Source organism: Enterobacter sp. ECC-175, from assembly GCF_043968675.1.
Lineage (GTDB): Bacteria > Pseudomonadota > Gammaproteobacteria > Enterobacterales > Enterobacteriaceae > Enterobacter.
Map to the genome: position 1 here is coordinate 4,344,719 of NZ_CP143776.1, position 17,379 is coordinate 4,362,097.

Below are 17,379 nucleotides of genomic sequence, written 5' to 3' on the forward strand. Positions count from 1 at the left end.
TAAGGATTGATAATGAAAAATAACAGCGCATCAAAAGGAAAAATAACGGCGGGGACCTTGCATAAGCATTTATGCCCGCTGTATTTGTCATTAGCAGGAATATTATCAGGGACCGCTGAAGCGGCCATCACCCCGGATGCCAGCCAGAAAAACGGTCCATCCATGGGGCAGACGGCAAACGGCACGCCGATGGTTAACATCGCCAACCCGAACGCTAAGGGCGCGTCGCTCAACAAATTTACGCAGTTCGACGTTGATAAACAGGGCATGGTGTTTAACAACAGCAAGAACGACGGCGTGACCAGGATTGGCGGCTATGCCATTAAAAACGCCCAGCTGCAGCAGGAAGCCAGCGCGATTATCAGTGAAGTGACGGGCGCGCGCGCGTCCTATATCAACGGCACCATGGAAGTCTTTGGCAAAAAAGCCGACGTCATTATTGCCAACCAAAACGGGATTTCCGTTAACGGGGCAACCACCGTCAACGCCAACAGCCTGACGCTGAGCACCGGTAAGGTACAAGAAAACAAAGACGGCAGCTACAGGCTGGCCGTTGAAAAGGGCAATGTGACCGTCACTGGCCAGGGCATCTCTACCGAAGGCCTGAGCTACTTCGATATTGTTAGCCGTAGCGCCGTGCTGGAAGGAGAAATTGCAGGCGCAGCTGACCTGAAAGTGGTGGCAGGTAAGAACGACTATAATCTTTCGGATCGTAGCCATACCGTTCGCAGCAAGGGCGACGGCACAGCCCCTGCGGTGGCGATCGACGGCAGCGCGCTCGGCTCAATGTACGGTGGCAAAATTCAGCTGATCAGCACCGAAAGCGGCGCTGGCGTGCGCCATGCAGGCAGTATTATTGCCAGCAGCGACATTGACATCAGCGCTGAAGGCGACGTCAGCCTTACCGCGCTGAAAAGCGGTAATGACCTTAACCTGTCCGGTAAAAACGTCACCCTCGCAAAAGCCGCTGCCAGCGGTACCGAAGCAAAAAATAATATTGTGATTCGCGCGCTGTCGGGCGTTAACATCAGCAACGATGTGATTTCCCGCAACGGCACTATTCGTATTGATGCCAGCAGCTTGTTGCAGAATGCCGCGGCGCTGATCGCTGAAAATAGCAAAACTACCAGCATCCCGGCGATTCAGATTAACGTTGAAGGCAGCTATACCCTCTCTGGAAAATTAAAAGCGCTGGACGCCAGCGGCAACGCGATCAAAAACGGTGTCGTTACGCTGAAAAAAGGCGATTTCGTCGTGCTGGTTGACGGTAAGGAAGTCGCTTTCAGCACGATTATTTCAGACACCGAGCTGGTCAGCCACGGTGGGGATATCCAGATCGCCGCGGGCAGCGTAAACAACAGCGAAGGCGTCATTCTGGCGAAAAAAGGCACGCTTCAGGTAAACCTCAAAGACGGCTTTGAAAATACCGGCTCGGTTAGCGCAACGGGGAATATAGTTATTGCCTCCGGCTCGCTCAAAAATAACGGCATCCTGTATGCGACTGAACAGCAGACGCTGACGGTCGGTAGCCTCGATAATAGCGGCCGTATTTTTGCCGATAAACAGCTGGTAATGCGTGCAAGCGCGCTGAACAACAAGGGCAATATTGGCGTCTCTAACGGTTCTCTGCAGATCGCAACCTCCGGCGACGTGACCAACAGCGGTACCATCAGCAGCGAAGATGGGCTTATCGAACTGGACGCCGACGGCGCAATCAATAACAGCGGTACTCTCGTCAGCAATCAGAACGACGTTGCCGTCACCAGCAGGGGCGCTCTCGTAAAAAATGACGGTCAAATTCAGGCGCGCAATGTTGATGTGACCGTAGCAAAAGGCAAGCTCGACAACCGCGGCGCGGTGAAGGCCAAACAAAACGTTAAGGTTAAATCGTCAGAGCTGAACAATGCCGGTATGCTGAGCGCCCCTGGCGACATGACGCTGGATGTGAGCAAAACGCTCGTCAATACCCAGGGCGGGAACATCCTCTCTGACGGCAGCCTGACGGTGAAGGGCAGCGGCAAGCTGGATGTAGTGAATGAAGGCGCAGGCTGGATCCAGGGCAAATCCCTTGTTGCTGAAGGGCTGGCATCGCTTGCCAACACGGGTGATGCCGTACTGCTGACCACCGGGGATTTGAGTCTTTCTGGCTTAACGTCGCTCACCAACGATAATGCAACCATTCAGGCTGCAAACCTGTCGCTGGGCGACATCGGTACGTTGACCAACACCAACGGCGGCACGCTGTACTCCAGCGAGAATATGCTGCTGTCCAACATCGACACGCTGAACAACAGCAACGGTGCGCTGATCAACGCCGCTGGCGCGTTAACCCTGTCCGTTATCGATAAGCTCAATAACAGCAACGCAGCGACCCTCGTCAGCAAAAATGACGCCTCGCTGTCCCGCATGGGTACGCTGAACAACACCGCCTCCTCGGTTATCCAGGCGGGCGGCACGCTGAGCGTCTCCGATGTCAACACCCTGAACAACACGTCCGAGTCGGCAATTCTTGCCAGCGGTGATATGACGCTGGACGGCGTAAATACGCTGAACAACCAGTCCGCGATTGTGGGTAACAAAACCGTTACCCTTAGCCACGGGGATACGCTGAAAAACGAGGGCGTGATCCAGAGCGGTACGGACCTGATCGTTCGCAACATTCGCAACCTGATCAACCAGGGCAGCGATCACGTGCTGAGCGCCATGCGCAGCCTGACGATTAACGATATCGAAACGCTGCGCAACGCCGACCAGGCCGTTATCTCTGCCGGTATGAACACCGTGCTGAACGCGATTGGCATCGTGGTTAACACCGCAGGCGGCGTGATTCAGGCCGTTGACGGCGCGCTGAGCATTACGGCCGATACGCTGAATAACAGCGGAAGCGCAGCTACCAGCGCTGGCAGAGTCGATTATTCGACCCTCGTCGCCGCGGGCGATGTCTCGATTAACGCCCAAAACGTGACCAACGCAGAAAAGGCCAACATCGTTTCAACCGACAGCAACCTGACGCTGAACGTGGCCAACAGGCTGGACAACCTCGATGGCTCCGTGCTTTTTGGCAGCAACGGCACTACCGTCAACCTGCAAGACGGCACGCTGCGCAACCTCGACGGCTCCCTGATTGCGGGTTACAACGTCAACCTTAGCGCCAAGCATCTGGAAAACACCACCGATGCCAGCGTTATCGCAGACAATAAGCTGACGTTGGATGTAGGAAGCCTGAACAACATTGAAGGCCACCTCGAGGCAGGCCATACCCTGGCGCTGGACGTGGACGACGATCTGACCCTGGATGGGAAAAACAGCAGTATTCACGCGGGTAATCAGCTGAACCTGACCACGCACGGGAACTTCACCAACAACACGCAGGTGGAAGCGATTGGTACGCTTAACGTTAACGCGGATAAAGCGTTCGTTAACAACCAGTCCATAGTGACCGGGGGGGATTTAAACGTCTCTGCGAACAGCATCACCAACAACCGCAGCTCCCTGATGTGGGCGCTGGGTAAAATGGACCTGCAAGCGCGCAACAACATGTTCTATAACAGCATCGGCGGCAACGTGCTGAGCATGGGCGATATGTCGATTATTGCCAAAACCATCTGGAACTACGCGGGCCTTATTCGTTCAGAAAAAAATATCAATCTCGATGCTGAGCTGATTAAAAACCAGAGCACCTACACCGGCGGCGGCATTTCCGACACGCTCACCCAGGACTCGGTAGGCCACTGGAAAACGATTGAAAACGTGACGACCAAGGTCGATATTTCCACCGTGATGCACATGGTTGGCCAAACGTCCGATATCGCGCTGGATAAGCTTGCGGAAATTAGCGCCGGCGGCGACATCAACATTAACCAGCGTAATATTTACGATCAAAAGTCGCTGCAAAACCTCGGCGGCCTGATTCAGGCAGGAAACGATATCAACATTAAGGGGGACGTGCTCAACACCCCGAAATACGTCTCTGAATCGCTTTACGACTACCTGACGATCCCGCTCGATGAACCGATCACCATCACCTACTACTGGCGCGTGGCGATTGATCACTACACCACATGGAAATTTGACTCACTTTACCAGTACCTGGACTTTATGTTCGGCTTTGGTACCGCCGCATCCGTTACGGGTAAAGAGCCTGCGGATAAAGGCTATTTCTTCAATTCGCTGCTGAATACCGCCAATGAATCCCCGCTGCTGAACAGCACGATGATCAAGATTTTCGGCGAAACCTGGAACACCAGCACGCGGGGTGACCTGGTCAAAATCTGGAGCAATCTCTCGAAGGAAGACTATGCCCCGCTGAAAAGCAACATGATTTACTTTGTTCCTCTGGAAAAAGGCGAAATCACCGCGGGCCGCAACTTCAACCATTCAGACGGGCTTCTGGATAACGGTATTGCACGCGCGGGCATCGTGAACACCCGTGCCGACGTGAAAGATATCGACGTGGGCGATTACAGCGTAGACTCCGTGGTGGCAGGCTATGACATTAACGTCAATACCAAAACCATCGATGAGCTGTCCATGGGGATTAGCCCGCTGCCGTCCATCAAGGATATGACCAGCCTGCCGGGCATGTTTGAAGTCTCTGAGGATTTCAAAAAAGCGCAGGATGCGAAAAAGAACGGAACCGAATACGCCCTCCCGTCAAACAACCTCATTCCGGTGTTCGAAACCCGTCCGGAAATGATCGACCAAAGCCAGTATACCGGCTCGGATGACTTCTTCGACGAGGTTGATTACACGCCAGAAGCGCCGATCAACGTTATCGGTGATAACTACTTTATCTCTGAGCTGATCCGCCGCGAGATCAGCAATTCCGTCGGCAGCTTCTTTGCCATCCGTGACGGCCTGGAGGGGGATGCGCTGGTCAAACGCCTGATGGAGAACGCGGGTGAAGCAGCAAAAGACAGCGGGCTGGGCCTCACCGTGGGCGAGGCATTAACCGCCGAGCAGCGTGAAAATCTCGATCGGGACATCGTCTGGTTTGTGACGCAAAACCTGAACGGCGTGGACGTGATGGTTCCGGTGGTTTACCTGAGCCAGCAAACGCAGGCCCAGATAAAATCGGGCGATGTTAACGGCGGCACCGCGACCCTGCACGCGGGTAACGACATGAACATTGACGCGGGCTTCGTCAACAACGTGAACGGGTCCATGTCGGCGAAAGGCGATATTTCCGTAACGTCGGTGGAAGGTCTCAACAACGTCAGCAACGGGATGAACGCGGGTATCAAGGCGGGCGGCGATGTTTCTATCACTGCGACCTATGCCGATATTAATAACAACGGCGCGCAGATCGCTGCGGGTAAAGATGTGAATCTTTCTGCGGCCAATGGCGACATCGTCATGACCGCCAGCGTGGGCCGTGAAGAGAGCGGCAAGCAAACTTATCACGCCTTCAACGACGGCGTGGTCGCGAGCCAGAACGTCACGATGGAAGCGAAAAATATCACCTCCAACGCTTCCGATATTAATGCAGGCCAGGACATCACCCTGAAGGCAACCGAGGGTAACATCACCTTCAACGACCTCCATGAGATTGACGCCTCTCACTCCATTGATACCACGCTGACCGGCGCCGGGAGCTATATCTCCGTCGATAAGCAAACGGAGAGTGCTGAAGCCGTTGGCGCTAACGTCAGGGCCGCAGGCAATCTGACCATTGACGCCAGCAACGACGTCACCCTGGAAGGCGGCACCTATAACGCAAACACCGGTGAGATCAAAGCGGGCAACAACGTGACGCTGAAGACCTCCGAAGACGTGGCGTTTACCGAAGAGACCACCACCTCCCGCCAGTTTGTTGCCGATGCAAGCGCCAGCGGCGGCGGTAAGACCGTGACGGCCGAATACGGCAAAAATAAAAACACGTTTACCAAAGTGGATTCCGGCGAATACGTCAGCCCGGGCTCTCAGTCCGCAACCTCTGCGATTGGCGCTAAGCCTGGCAAAGCCCCAACCGGCGACACGGCGTCGTTCCGTTTCGGTATGGAAACCATCACCGATACCAAAACCACGAACGAAAAGACCAATACCAACGCAGCGCTTAACTTTGGCGATTCCGGCAAGATTGAAGCAGGTAAAACGGTGGATATTGGCGGTGCCGACCTGAAGGCGGGTAATGATCTCAGCCTGACCGCTGAAGACGTTGCCAGCACAAAATACGTTGATGAATCCAAAACGGAAAGCAGCCGTAAGGAAACCTTCATTGGCGTCTCCGGCGAAGCGCACAGCACGCTGGTCGACAGTGCGGATAAGGTTGGCAACCTGATCGAAAAATCCAAAGAAGGCCAAAGCGTCAACGGCGGAATGACAACCCTGGAAGTGATGGGTGATGCCTCCAACATCCTGCTCAATGACCTGGCCGGCGGCTCCGTCACCATCGGCGGCAAAACGCAGAAAACCACGGAAACGAAAACCGCCACGGCGGAAAACATCACCAACGTCAACGCGGGTAATCTTTCCATCAACACCAGGAAAGACACCACGCTTAACGGCGTTGAGATCAATGCGAACAGCGTTGACATCAACGCGGGTGGCGACGTGTCAATGAACTCCGCAAAAGCGACAACCGCCACCGCCTCTTCAACCGAAACGCACAGCGCAGGGATTACTGCAGGCGTCGGTATGGATCTGACGGGCGTGAGCGGCGGCGTGTCTGTGGATTACAGCGGCAGCATCGACCACGCGAAAGCGGATACCGTAAGCCATACCAACAGCGCAATGAACGCCTCCACCGTGAAGATTAACAGCGGCGGCGACCTGAACATGACCGGCGCAAACATCACGGCTGACACCGCAAAGGTAGACGTGGCGGGAGACATGAACGTTAAGTCCGTTCAGGACATTGACTACTCCGAGGCCGATCGCGCCAACTGGGGCGCTTCCGTTGGCGTGGGGATCTCCTCCGCTGGGGTGACGCCAAGCTTCGCCGCAAACGGCGGCGGCGGTTCGGAAAGCCATGACGGCGCCCAGACGGCGAAACAGTCCGGCATCAATACCACGAACAGCCTTGACGTCACCACGGGCGGCGACCTGAACATGACGGGCGCGCACCTCGTGTCTGAAAACGGCACAGGTTCTGTGAACGTCGGCGGCGATATCAACGCGAAAACGCTCGACGATCGCATCGAGCAGGACGGCGTATACGGCGGTGGCGGCATCGGTATTGGCGGCACGCCGGGCAAATCGGGCGGCACGCCTTCCGCGAACATCTATGTTGATACCGTGGACGAGATCCACTTTAACGAAACCCAGAAGTCGACGATTGCCGTGGGTGAAACCACCAGCAAGTCGGTTAACGGGAACGTGAATACCGACAAAGAGGCGCAGTCAGTCGTAACGCGGGATGAGAAAGAAGCGGGCAACAACATCTCCTTCACGCTGGCCGATCCTGGTCTGCGTAAGAAATCGAGTGATGCCGATGTTGATACCCCGTCAACGCCAGACGTCGATACCCCGGACGATCACCATTCGGGCAACGGCGGCTGCAAGAAGGGCTGTGGTGCAACGCAGATCCAGACCGAATCGGCGAGAACGCTGAAGGTTGACACCGTCAGCACTGACACCGCGAGAAGCGTTGATGTGCCGAAAGTGACGCCATCTCAGGCGCAAACCCTGAAGCCTAAAGCAGAAGCGGCCAGCACGGTGAAGACAGAAACTGTCAGCACTGAAACCGCGAAAAGCGTTGAGGTACCGAAGGTTACGCCGTCCCAGTCTCAGACTCTGACGCCGAAATCAACCACTAGCCTGGTGACTAAACCTGATACGAAGCCAGTGAAAAAGTGGGCGGTACCGGATACCAACTACCCAACGCTGTCGCCAGGTTCCGCGACCGGCAAAACCGGGATGGATGCACCGAAGACGCCAAAACACAAGCAGTGGAACGGCGACATGACCCACGGCGTAACGCCGTCCAGCAGCGCTAACGGCACCGACGTGAAGCTGTCTCCGGGCTCATCCACCGGCCAGACCGGCATGGACATGCCGAAAACGCCCGAGCACAAGCAGTGGAACGGCGACATGACCCACGGCGTGGCGCCGTCCAGCAGCGCCAACGGCACCGACGTGAAGCTGTCTCCGGGCTCATCCACCGGCCAGACCGGCATGGACATGCCGAAAACGCCTGAGCACAAGCAGTGGAACGGCGACATGACAAACGGCGTGGCGCCGTCCAGCAGCGCCAACGGCACCGACGTGAAGCTGTCTCCGGGCTCATCCACCGGCCAGACCGGCATGGACATGCCGAAAACGCCTGAGCACAAAACGTGGAACGGTAATATGAACAGCGCGATGAATCAGCCCGTTCAGTGGAAACCACTGATGCAGGAAATGCCGATTAACATCTACGCTGCCGTCACTATTGAGTTCCATGAAAGCGCGTTCAGCTAAGCCCTGAACCGAAACGTCTGCCGTTCCGGCAGGCGTTGCGGAAGTAAAAAAAAGGGTCTGACCGCGGTCAGACCCTTTTCTTATTCAGTACGCGAAAGCGTTATTCGTCTTCGAGATAGGTGTATCCGTACAGCCCCGCCTCAAACTCCTCGAGGAACTGCTGCTGCAGCGCATCGTCCAGGCCGGTGTTTTTCACCTGATCGCGGAACTGGGTTAACAGCTTGCCCGGATCGAGCTGAACGTACTCAAGCATATCCGCGACGGTATCCCCTTCATCAGAAAGCTCAACCTCTACGCTGCCGTCAGGGAAGACAAACACGTCAACCGCTTCGGTATCCCCGAACAGGTTATGCATGTTGCCGAGGATCTCCTGGTACGCACCGACCATAAAGAAGCCCAGCATCGGCGGGTTCTCCGGATCGTATTCCGGCATTGGCATCGTCGTTGCAATACCGTCGCCGTCCACGTAGTGGTCGATAGCGCCGTCGGAATCGCAGGTGATGTCCAGCAGCACCGCACGGCGCTCCGGCGCGTGGTTCAGCCCTTCCAGCGGCAGAACCGGGAACAGCTGGTCGATACCCCAGGCATCCGGCATCGACTGGAACAGCGAGAAGTTGACGTAAATCTTATCCGCCATGCGTTCCTGCAGCTCGTCGATAATCGGACGGTGCGCGCGGTTGCTCGGATCGAGCTGCTTTTGCACCTCGTGGCACATGTTCAGATAAAGCTGCTCGGCCCACGCGCGCTCCTGCAGGCTAAAGGTTCCTGAGGAATAGCCGACGTGGATATCGTGCAGATCCATCTGGCTGTCGTGCAGCCACTCGCGCAGGGAGCGGCGCGTGCCCGGCTCGTGCATCTCCTGCCAGGTTTCCCACATGCTTTGCAGGGAGCGAGGCGCATCGTCTGCCGGAGGCGTCGCTTCGGTGGTTTCGCTGCGCTCAACGCCGATAATATTGGACACGAGCACGGTGTGGTGCGCGGTCACCGCGCGGCCGGACTCGGTAATCACCGTCGGGTGCGGCAGGCCGTGCTCTTCGCAGGCGTCGCCGATGGCCCAGATAATGTTGTTGGCGTATTCGTTCAGGCCGTAGTTAACGGAGCAATCGGACTGCGAGCGCGTGCCCTCATAGTCCACGCCCAGGCCGCCGCCGACGTCGAAGCACTGAATGTTAACGCCAAGCTTGTGCAGCTCAACGTAGAAACGCGCCGACTCGCGCACGCCGGTGGCGATATCGCGAATGTTGGCCATCTGCGAGCCGAGGTGGAAGTGCAGCAGCTGAATGCTGTCCAGACGACCGCGCTCGCGCAGAATTTCCACCAGCTGCAGCACCTGGTTCGCCGCGAGGCCGAACTTGGATTTTTCGCCGCCGGAGGACTGCCATTTGCCAGAACCCTGCGACGCCAGACGCGCACGCACGCCGAGGCGCGGCACCACGTTCAGACGCTCGGCCTCTTCCAGCACGATGGCGATCTCGGTCATCTTTTCGATCACCAGATAGACCTTGTGGCCCATCTTCTCGCCGATCAGCGCCAGGCGAATGTATTCGCGGTCCTTATAGCCGTTACAGACGATCACCGAACGGGTCATGCCCGCGTGCGCCAGTACGGCCATCAGCTCGGCTTTAGACCCGGCTTCCAGGCCCAGCGGCTCGCCGGAGTGGATCAGGGATTCGATGACGCGGCGGTGCTGGTTTACCTTGATCGGGTACACCAGGAAGTAGTCGCCTTTATAGCCGTAGGATTCGCGCGCGCGCTTGAACGCGGCGTTAATCGAACGCAGGCGGTGTTGCAGGATCTGCGGGAAGCAGAACAGTGCAGGCAAACGCTGGCCCTGCGCTTCGCGGGCTTTCACCAGTTTAGCGAGATCCACGCGCGCGTCAGGGACGTCCGGGTCCGGGCACACGCTGATATGGCCCAGCTCGTTGACGTCGTAGTAGTTATTGCCCCACCAGGCAATATTGTAAGTGCGCAGCATCTTGCTGGCTTCCTGGGAGCTCATCGCAACCTCCTGCATGGAACGTAGTACACCCTGTTCGCCCGCTGACGAAGGCGAAACGGAAGACATGTCGTCAGACATAGCGAACCTCAACTCGTTGTATTAAGTGTAAAACAGTTGACTACTATCGCAGCGTTATACGGCGATAACAACCCATAAACGGCCCCATTTCCCAGCAGAGTATGCTGAAATCCAGACCGTGCGACCGGTTTCTTATTCATATCATTGTAAAACACGTATCCGAACTGTGTATGACAAGGTTCGGCGAAACCACGAGATAACTCTTGTATTAACAAGAGCGCCCTTGTTCAGTTTTCACAAAGCGTGACCGGCCCTGGAATCCTGAGAAGCGCCGAGATGGGTATAACATCGGCAGGTTTGCAGACTAGAAATGCGGGTTGCGGGAATCAAATGCGCGCCAGAACGGCTGCGCTGAATTAGCGGAAAACGATGGTTCATTATCTCGTATCACCTCCACGGCCGCTTCTGCTGAAACGGACCACAAGCCAAAGCTAAGAGTTCACTGCTTAACCCGGCTGGAAGTGGCAACACGATGAGGTCATCGAGCGCTTTTTTTTAGAAGCCGCGCGCCGCGTTTTATACCGAGAAGGCCGCTAAAAAGCAAAATAAAAATGCGCGTGTTGCCAGCAGCGTCAGGAAATATTTCCAGCATTGGTTTTAGCACAGTGAGAGCTGAGTCAAAAAAAACTGGAAATCGGTCTAAGAAGTGACCTAAAATAGCCGTCCAGATGTTAATCCATCTATACTGATTAACACTCAGACTGCCAGTGTCATTAACCTTCAGGCCTTGGTAGAATTATCTTCTACGGCTATTCAAGACAGCAGTTCGAGCTAACCAAATTCCTATTAGGTAAAATAAAACATGGCAAAACACCTGTTTACATCCGAGTCCGTATCAGAAGGACATCCTGATAAAATTGCTGACCAAATCTCCGATGCCGTGCTGGATGCGATCCTTGAACAGGATCCTAAAGCGCGCGTAGCGTGTGAAACCTATGTCAAAACCGGCATGGTTCTGGTTGGCGGTGAGATCACCACCAGCGCTTGGGTTGATATCGAAGAGATCACCCGTAACACGGTGCGTGAAATCGGCTATGTGCATTCCGATATGGGCTTTGATGCCAACTCCTGCGCGGTGCTGAGCGCAATTGGCAAGCAATCTCCGGACATCAACCAGGGCGTTGACCGCGCCGATCCGCTGGAACAGGGCGCGGGCGACCAGGGCCTGATGTTCGGCTATGCCACCAACGAAACCGACGTGCTGATGCCAGCGCCTGTCACCTACGCACACCGTCTGGTGCAGCGTCAGGCTGAAGTGCGTAAAAACGGAACCCTGCCGTGGCTGCGCCCGGATGCGAAAAGCCAGGTCACCTTCCAGTACGACGACGGCAAAATCGTCGGCATCGATGCGGTCGTTCTGTCCACCCAGCACGCAGAGGATATCGACCAGAAATCCCTGCAGGAAGCGGTGATGGAAGAGATCATCAAGCCGGTTCTGCCAACCGAGTGGCTGAACAGCGCGACAAAATTCTTCATCAACCCAACCGGACGCTTTGTTATCGGCGGCCCAATGGGCGACTGCGGCCTGACCGGTCGTAAAATTATCGTTGATACCTACGGCGGCATGGCGCGTCACGGTGGCGGCGCGTTCTCCGGTAAAGATCCGTCGAAAGTGGACCGTTCTGCCGCGTACGCCGCGCGTTATGTGGCGAAAAACATCGTTGCCGCAGGCCTGGCCGACCGCTGTGAAATTCAGGTTTCCTACGCGATCGGCGTGGCTGAGCCAACCTCCATCATGGTGGAAACCTTCGGCACCGAGAAAGTGCCTTCTGAACAGCTGACCCTGCTGGTGCGCGAGTTCTTCGACCTGCGTCCATACGGCCTGATTCAGATGCTGGACCTGCTGCACCCGATCTATAAAGAAACCGCCGCGTACGGTCACTTTGGTCGCGAACATTTCCCATGGGAAAAAACCGACAAAGCCGCCCTGCTGCGTGAAGCTGCCGGTCTGAAGTAATCGACTAACAGCGTTAAACAGGCCAGCCTTTGTGCTGGCCTTTTTTATGTCGGGCGGCGGCAGGTAACCCTCGTTGAAACCGCTTACACCATGCCAAATAACCCGCGCTTTCAGAATAATCCCTTTGCCCGATCGCCTTTCTTCTGCTGTTACATTTCATTTCAGTTAAGTCTGAATTATGCGCAAACGCGATGCGCATCAATGAAATTCCCTCTATATTTTCAAAGCTTTAATTATTTTTACGACGCAGGCGTAGTGTAACCGATTACACCATTGTGATTTGTCTCACATATTTTTACGCGCTGCTCACCTACCCTTAACATCGACAAAACTGATAACCCAACTGGAGGGCATAATGCCTGACAATAAAAAACAGGGGCGCACGTCCAATAAGACGATGACCTTTTTCGTCTGCTTCCTCGCAGCCCTGGCAGGATTACTCTTTGGCCTGGATATCGGCGTTATTGCCGGTGCATTACCCTTCATCACCGACGAGTTCCAGATCAGCGCACACACGCAGGAATGGGTCGTAAGCTCAATGATGTTCGGTGCCGCCGTGGGCGCAGTGGGCAGCGGATGGCTCTCCTTCAAGCTCGGGCGTAAGAAAAGCCTGATGATCGGGGCGATCCTGTTCGTCGCCGGCTCGCTCTTCTCCGCCGCCGCGCCGAACGTGGAAGTGCTGATTATCTCCCGCGTGCTGCTGGGCCTGGCGGTGGGCGTCGCGTCGTATACCGCGCCGCTTTACCTGTCTGAGATCGCGCCAGAAAAAATTCGCGGCAGCATGATCTCCATGTACCAGCTGATGATCACCATCGGTATTCTCGGTGCCTACCTGTCCGACACCGCGTTCAGCTACAGCGGCGCATGGCGCTGGATGCTTGGCGTAATTATTATCCCGGCCATTCTGCTGCTGATCGGGGTCTTCTTCCTGCCGGACAGCCCGCGCTGGTTCGCCGCCAAGCGCCGCTTCCACGATGCCGAGCGCGTGCTGCTTCGCCTGCGCGATACCAGCGCAGAGGCTAAAAACGAGCTGGAAGAGATCCGCGAAAGCCTGAAGGTCAAACAGTCCGGCTGGGCGCTGTTTAAGGAAAACAGCAACTTCCGCCGCGCGGTATTCCTCGGCGTGCTGCTCCAGGTGATGCAGCAGTTCACCGGGATGAACGTCATCATGTACTACGCGCCAAAAATCTTCGAGCTGGCGGGCTACACCAACACCACCGAACAGATGTGGGGCACCGTTATCGTTGGCCTGACCAACGTGCTGGCGACCTTCATTGCCATCGGCCTGGTGGACCGCTGGGGCCGTAAGCCAACCCTGACGCTGGGCTTCCTGGTGATGGCGGTGGGAATGGGCATCCTCGGCACCATGATGCACATGGGCATTCACTCCCCAACCGCGCAGTACGTCGCCGTGGCCATGCTGCTGATGTTCATCATCGGTTTTGCGATGAGCGCCGGACCGCTGATCTGGGTGCTGTGCTCCGAGATCCAGCCGCTGAAAGGGCGCGACTTCGGCATCACCTGCTCCACCGCGACCAACTGGATCGCCAACATGATCGTCGGCGCAACGTTCCTGACCATGCTCAACACCCTGGGCAACGCGAATACCTTCTGGGTCTATTCCGGTCTGAACGTGTTCTTCATCGTGCTGACCCTGTGGCTGGTGCCTGAAACCAAACACGTCTCTCTGGAACATATTGAACGTAACCTGATGAAAGGTCGCCCGCTGCGCGAAATCGGCGCACACGACTAATCTTCCGTCCGGGGAGGTGCCTCTTGCACCTCCCCGCTCCGCGCTTTATGCTCTGCCCCTATGAAAGCTCCCCGTCTCCCCATCGCCATCCAGCTCGCCGTTATGCGCAGCCTGCGGGAAAAACTCGCCCAGGCGAACCTCAAGCTTGGCCGCAATTATCCCGAACCTAAGCTTGTCTATCAGCAGCGCGGAACGGCCGCGGGCACCGCCTGGCTGGAATCCTATGAGATCCGCCTGAACCCGGTGCTGATGATGGAAAACCAGCAGGCGTTCATTGATGAGGTTGTGCCGCACGAGCTGGCGCACCTTCTGGTGTGGAAGCACTTTGGCCGCGTGGCGCCGCACGGCAAAGAGTGGAAATGGATGATGGAGGCAGTGCTGGGCGTTCCGGCGCGCCGTACACACCAGTTCGAGCTTGAGTCGGTGCGCCGTAATACTTTTCCCTACCGCTGCCAGTGCCAGCAGCACCAGCTTACCGTTCGTCGCCACAATCGCGTGGTGCGTGGGGAAGCGACCTACCGCTGCGTGAAATGCGGCGAACCGCTGGTCGCGGAATAATCATTAGAACGTTCAGGAACTTTCCTGATCTGGCTGATTGCATACAAGAACAACATTCGCTACGTTGCGGGCTCGTTTTGACACGGAGTCTAAGATGTCCCGTAATTTCTCTCTCGCCGTTGCGTTTCTGACAACGGCACTCTCAGGCCACGCGCTGGCCAACGGTATCAACAGTTTTTCCCAGGCCAAGGCGGCCGGCGTTAAAGTCAACGCCGACGTGCCGGGCGATTTCTACTGCGGCTGCAAAATTAACTGGCAGGGCAAAAAAGGCGTCGTGGATCTCGAATCCTGCGGCTATAAGGTGCGTAAAAACGAAAACCGCGCGGGCCGCGTCGAATGGGAACACGTTGTTCCGGCCTGGCAGTTTGGCCACCAGCGCCAGTGCTGGCAGGACGGCGGACGCAAGAACTGCTCGAAAGATCCGATCTACCGCCAGATGGAAAGCGATATGCACAACCTGCAGCCCGCGGTGGGCGAGGTGAACGGCGACCGCGGCAACTTTATGTACAGCCAGTGGAACGGCGGCGATGGGCAGTACGGCCAGTGCGCCATGAAGGTCGATTTTAAAGAAAAAGTGGCCGAGCCCCCTGCCCGCGCGCGCGGCAGCATCGCCCGCACCTACTTCTATATGCGCGACCGTTACGATCTGAATCTTTCCCGCCAGCAGACGCAGCTGTTCAACGCCTGGGACAAGCAATATCCGGTGACGGAGTGGGAATGCCAGCGCGATGAACGCATCGCCAGAGTTCAGGGCAATCACAACCCGTACGTCCAGCGGGCTTGCCAGGCGCAAAAGAGCTAACCTACACTAGCGGCAATCGATCTATACCGCACAAGACACGGAATTTCTGACTATGCGCATTCCCCGCATCTACCATCCTGAACTGATTACCGCAGGCCGTGAAATCGCCCTGTCTGATGACGCCGCCAATCACGTGGGCCGCGTGCTGCGCATGGGCGCAGGCCAGGCGATCCAGCTCTTCGACGGCTCCAACCAGGTGTTCGACGCGGAAATCACGCGCGCCGATAAAAAAAGCGTTCACGTTAACGTCATGCGGGCCGAGGTGGATGACCGCGAATCCCCGCTGCATATCCACCTGGGCCAGGTGATGTCGCGCGGCGAAAAGATGGAATTCACCATTCAGAAATCCATCGAGCTGGGCGTAAGCCTCATTACGCCACTTTTTTCCGAGCGCTGCGGCGTTAAACTGGATGCGGAACGTCTGAACAAAAAGATCCAGCAGTGGCAGAAAATTGCCATCGCTGCCTGTGAACAGAGCGGCCGCAACCGTATTCCGGAGATCCGCCCGGCGATGGATCTGGAGGACTGGTGCGCAGAGGAGGAAAGCGGCCTGAAGCTGAACCTTCACCCGCGCGCCAGCGCCAGCATCAATACGCTGCCGCTGCCCGTTGAGCGCGTGCGCCTGCTGATAGGCCCGGAAGGCGGCCTCTCGGCTGACGAAATTGCGATGACCGCACGCTACCAGTTTACTGATATCCTGTTGGGACCTCGCGTTCTGCGCACTGAGACAACGGCGCTCACCGCCATCACCGCGCTACAGGTGCGGTTTGGCGATCTGGGTTGAAGCATAAATGGAGAAGAACATGATCAAGCTCGGCATCGTGATGGACCCCATCGCAAAGATTAACATCAAGAAAGACTCCAGCTTCGCTATGCTGCTTGAAGCGCAGCGTCGCGGCTATGAGCTTCACTACATGGAGATGAACGATCTCTACCTGATCAACGGTGAAGCCCGCGCGCGTACCCGCATCGTTAACGTCGAGCAGAACGTCGACAAATGGTACGAATTCGGCAGCGAGCAGGATATTGCCCTCGCCGATCTTAACGTCATCCTGATGCGTAAAGATCCGCCGTTCGACACCGAGTATATTTACTGCACCTACATCCTCGAGCGCGCCGAAGAGAAAGGGACGCTGATCGTCAACAAGCCGCAAAGCCTGCGCGACTGTAACGAGAAGCTCTACACCGCCTGGTTCTCCGACCTGACGCCGGAAACGCTGGTGACCCGCAGCAAAGCGCAGCTGAAAGCCTTCTGGCAGAAGCACGGCGACATCATCATGAAGCCGCTGGACGGCATGGGCGGCGCGTCGATTTTCCGCGTGAAAGAGGGCGACCCGAACATTGGCGTGATTGCCGAAACGCTTACCGAGCTGGAGACGCGCTACTGCATGGCGCAGAACTACCTTCCCGCGATTAAGGACGGCGACAAGCGCGTGCTGATCGTCGACGGCGAGCCGGTACCTTACTGCCTGGCGCGTATTCCGCAGGGCGGTGAAACCCGCGGCAATCTGGCCGCCGGTGGCCGCGGCGAGCCGCGTCCGCTGAGCGAAAGCGACTGGGAAATTGCCCGCCGCGTGGGCCCTACCCTGAAAGCCAAAGGGCTTATCTTCGTCGGGCTGGACATCATCGGCGACCGCCTGACGGAAGTAAACGTCACCAGCCCAACCTGCATCCGCGAAATCGAAGCGGAGTTTCCGGTGTCAATCACCGGCATGCTGATGGACGCCATCGAAAAACGGATACAGAAGTAACCCACCAAAGAGTGACAGCGTTGCCGTTTCTCAGCATACTGGACGCTGTCGCTTTTTAAACCAGGAAACAGACCCTCTGAC

At 56.5% G+C, this 17,379-nt stretch carries 9 protein-coding genes; 7 read left to right on the forward strand and 2 right to left on the reverse strand.

Annotation, left to right across the window (positions count from 1 at the left end):
• Positions 1 to 12 precede the first annotated feature (12 nt).
• On the forward strand, positions 13 to 8,400 hold the full coding sequence (locus V1599_RS20575) for a hemagglutinin repeat-containing protein (protein ID WP_395300768.1): 8,388 nt from the start codon (positions 13 to 15) through the stop codon (positions 8,398 to 8,400).
• Between the two features lie 100 nt (positions 8,401 to 8,500).
• Here V1599_RS20575 and speA read toward each other — a convergent pair whose 3' ends face one another.
• Positions 8,501 to 10,477 carry a biosynthetic arginine decarboxylase gene (speA, locus tag V1599_RS20580; protein WP_112009834.1) on the reverse strand — a complete coding sequence of 659 codons (1,977 nt, stop codon included), beginning with the start codon at positions 10,475 to 10,477 and terminating at the stop codon, positions 8,501 to 8,503.
• Between the two features lie 8 nt (positions 10,478 to 10,485).
• A complete protein-coding gene (gene yqgB, locus V1599_RS20585; protein ID WP_146745738.1) occupies positions 10,486 to 10,617 on the reverse strand; it encodes an acid stress response protein YqgB in 132 nt (43 codons plus the stop codon).
• 662 nt (positions 10,618 to 11,279) lie between these two features.
• On the opposite strand from yqgB, the gene metK reads away from it, so the two are divergent.
• The 6 genes from metK to gshB all read left to right on the forward strand — a co-directional run bounded on the left by metK (position 11,280) and on the right by gshB (position 17,298).
• Positions 11,280 to 12,434 carry a methionine adenosyltransferase gene (metK, locus tag V1599_RS20590; protein ID WP_100683424.1) on the forward strand — a complete coding sequence of 385 codons (1,155 nt, stop codon included), beginning with the start codon at positions 11,280 to 11,282 and terminating at the stop codon, positions 12,432 to 12,434.
• A 355-nt stretch (positions 12,435 to 12,789) separates the two neighbouring features.
• Positions 12,790 to 14,187: a galactose/proton symporter gene (gene galP, locus V1599_RS20595; RefSeq protein WP_395300769.1), complete on the forward strand. Its 1,398-nt coding sequence runs from the start codon at positions 12,790 to 12,792 to the stop codon at positions 14,185 to 14,187.
• A 60-nt stretch (positions 14,188 to 14,247) separates the two neighbouring features.
• On the forward strand, positions 14,248 to 14,745 hold the full coding sequence (locus V1599_RS20600) for a SprT family zinc-dependent metalloprotease (protein ID WP_112009837.1): 498 nt from the start codon (positions 14,248 to 14,250) through the stop codon (positions 14,743 to 14,745).
• Positions 14,746 to 14,839: 94 nt separating this feature from the next.
• Positions 14,840 to 15,547, forward strand: a complete 708-nt coding sequence (endA, locus tag V1599_RS20605; RefSeq protein WP_395300770.1) for a deoxyribonuclease I — start codon at positions 14,840 to 14,842, stop codon at positions 15,545 to 15,547.
• 52 nt (positions 15,548 to 15,599) lie between these two features.
• Positions 15,600 to 16,331, forward strand: coding sequence for a 16S rRNA (uracil(1498)-N(3))-methyltransferase (gene rsmE, locus V1599_RS20610; RefSeq protein ID WP_112009839.1), 732 nt, complete (start codon positions 15,600 to 15,602; stop codon positions 16,329 to 16,331).
• A 19-nt stretch (positions 16,332 to 16,350) separates the two neighbouring features.
• Positions 16,351 to 17,298 carry a glutathione synthase gene (gene gshB, locus V1599_RS20615; RefSeq protein ID WP_112009840.1) on the forward strand — a complete coding sequence of 316 codons (948 nt, stop codon included), beginning with the start codon at positions 16,351 to 16,353 and terminating at the stop codon, positions 17,296 to 17,298.
• Positions 17,299 to 17,379: the final 81 nt, after the last annotated feature.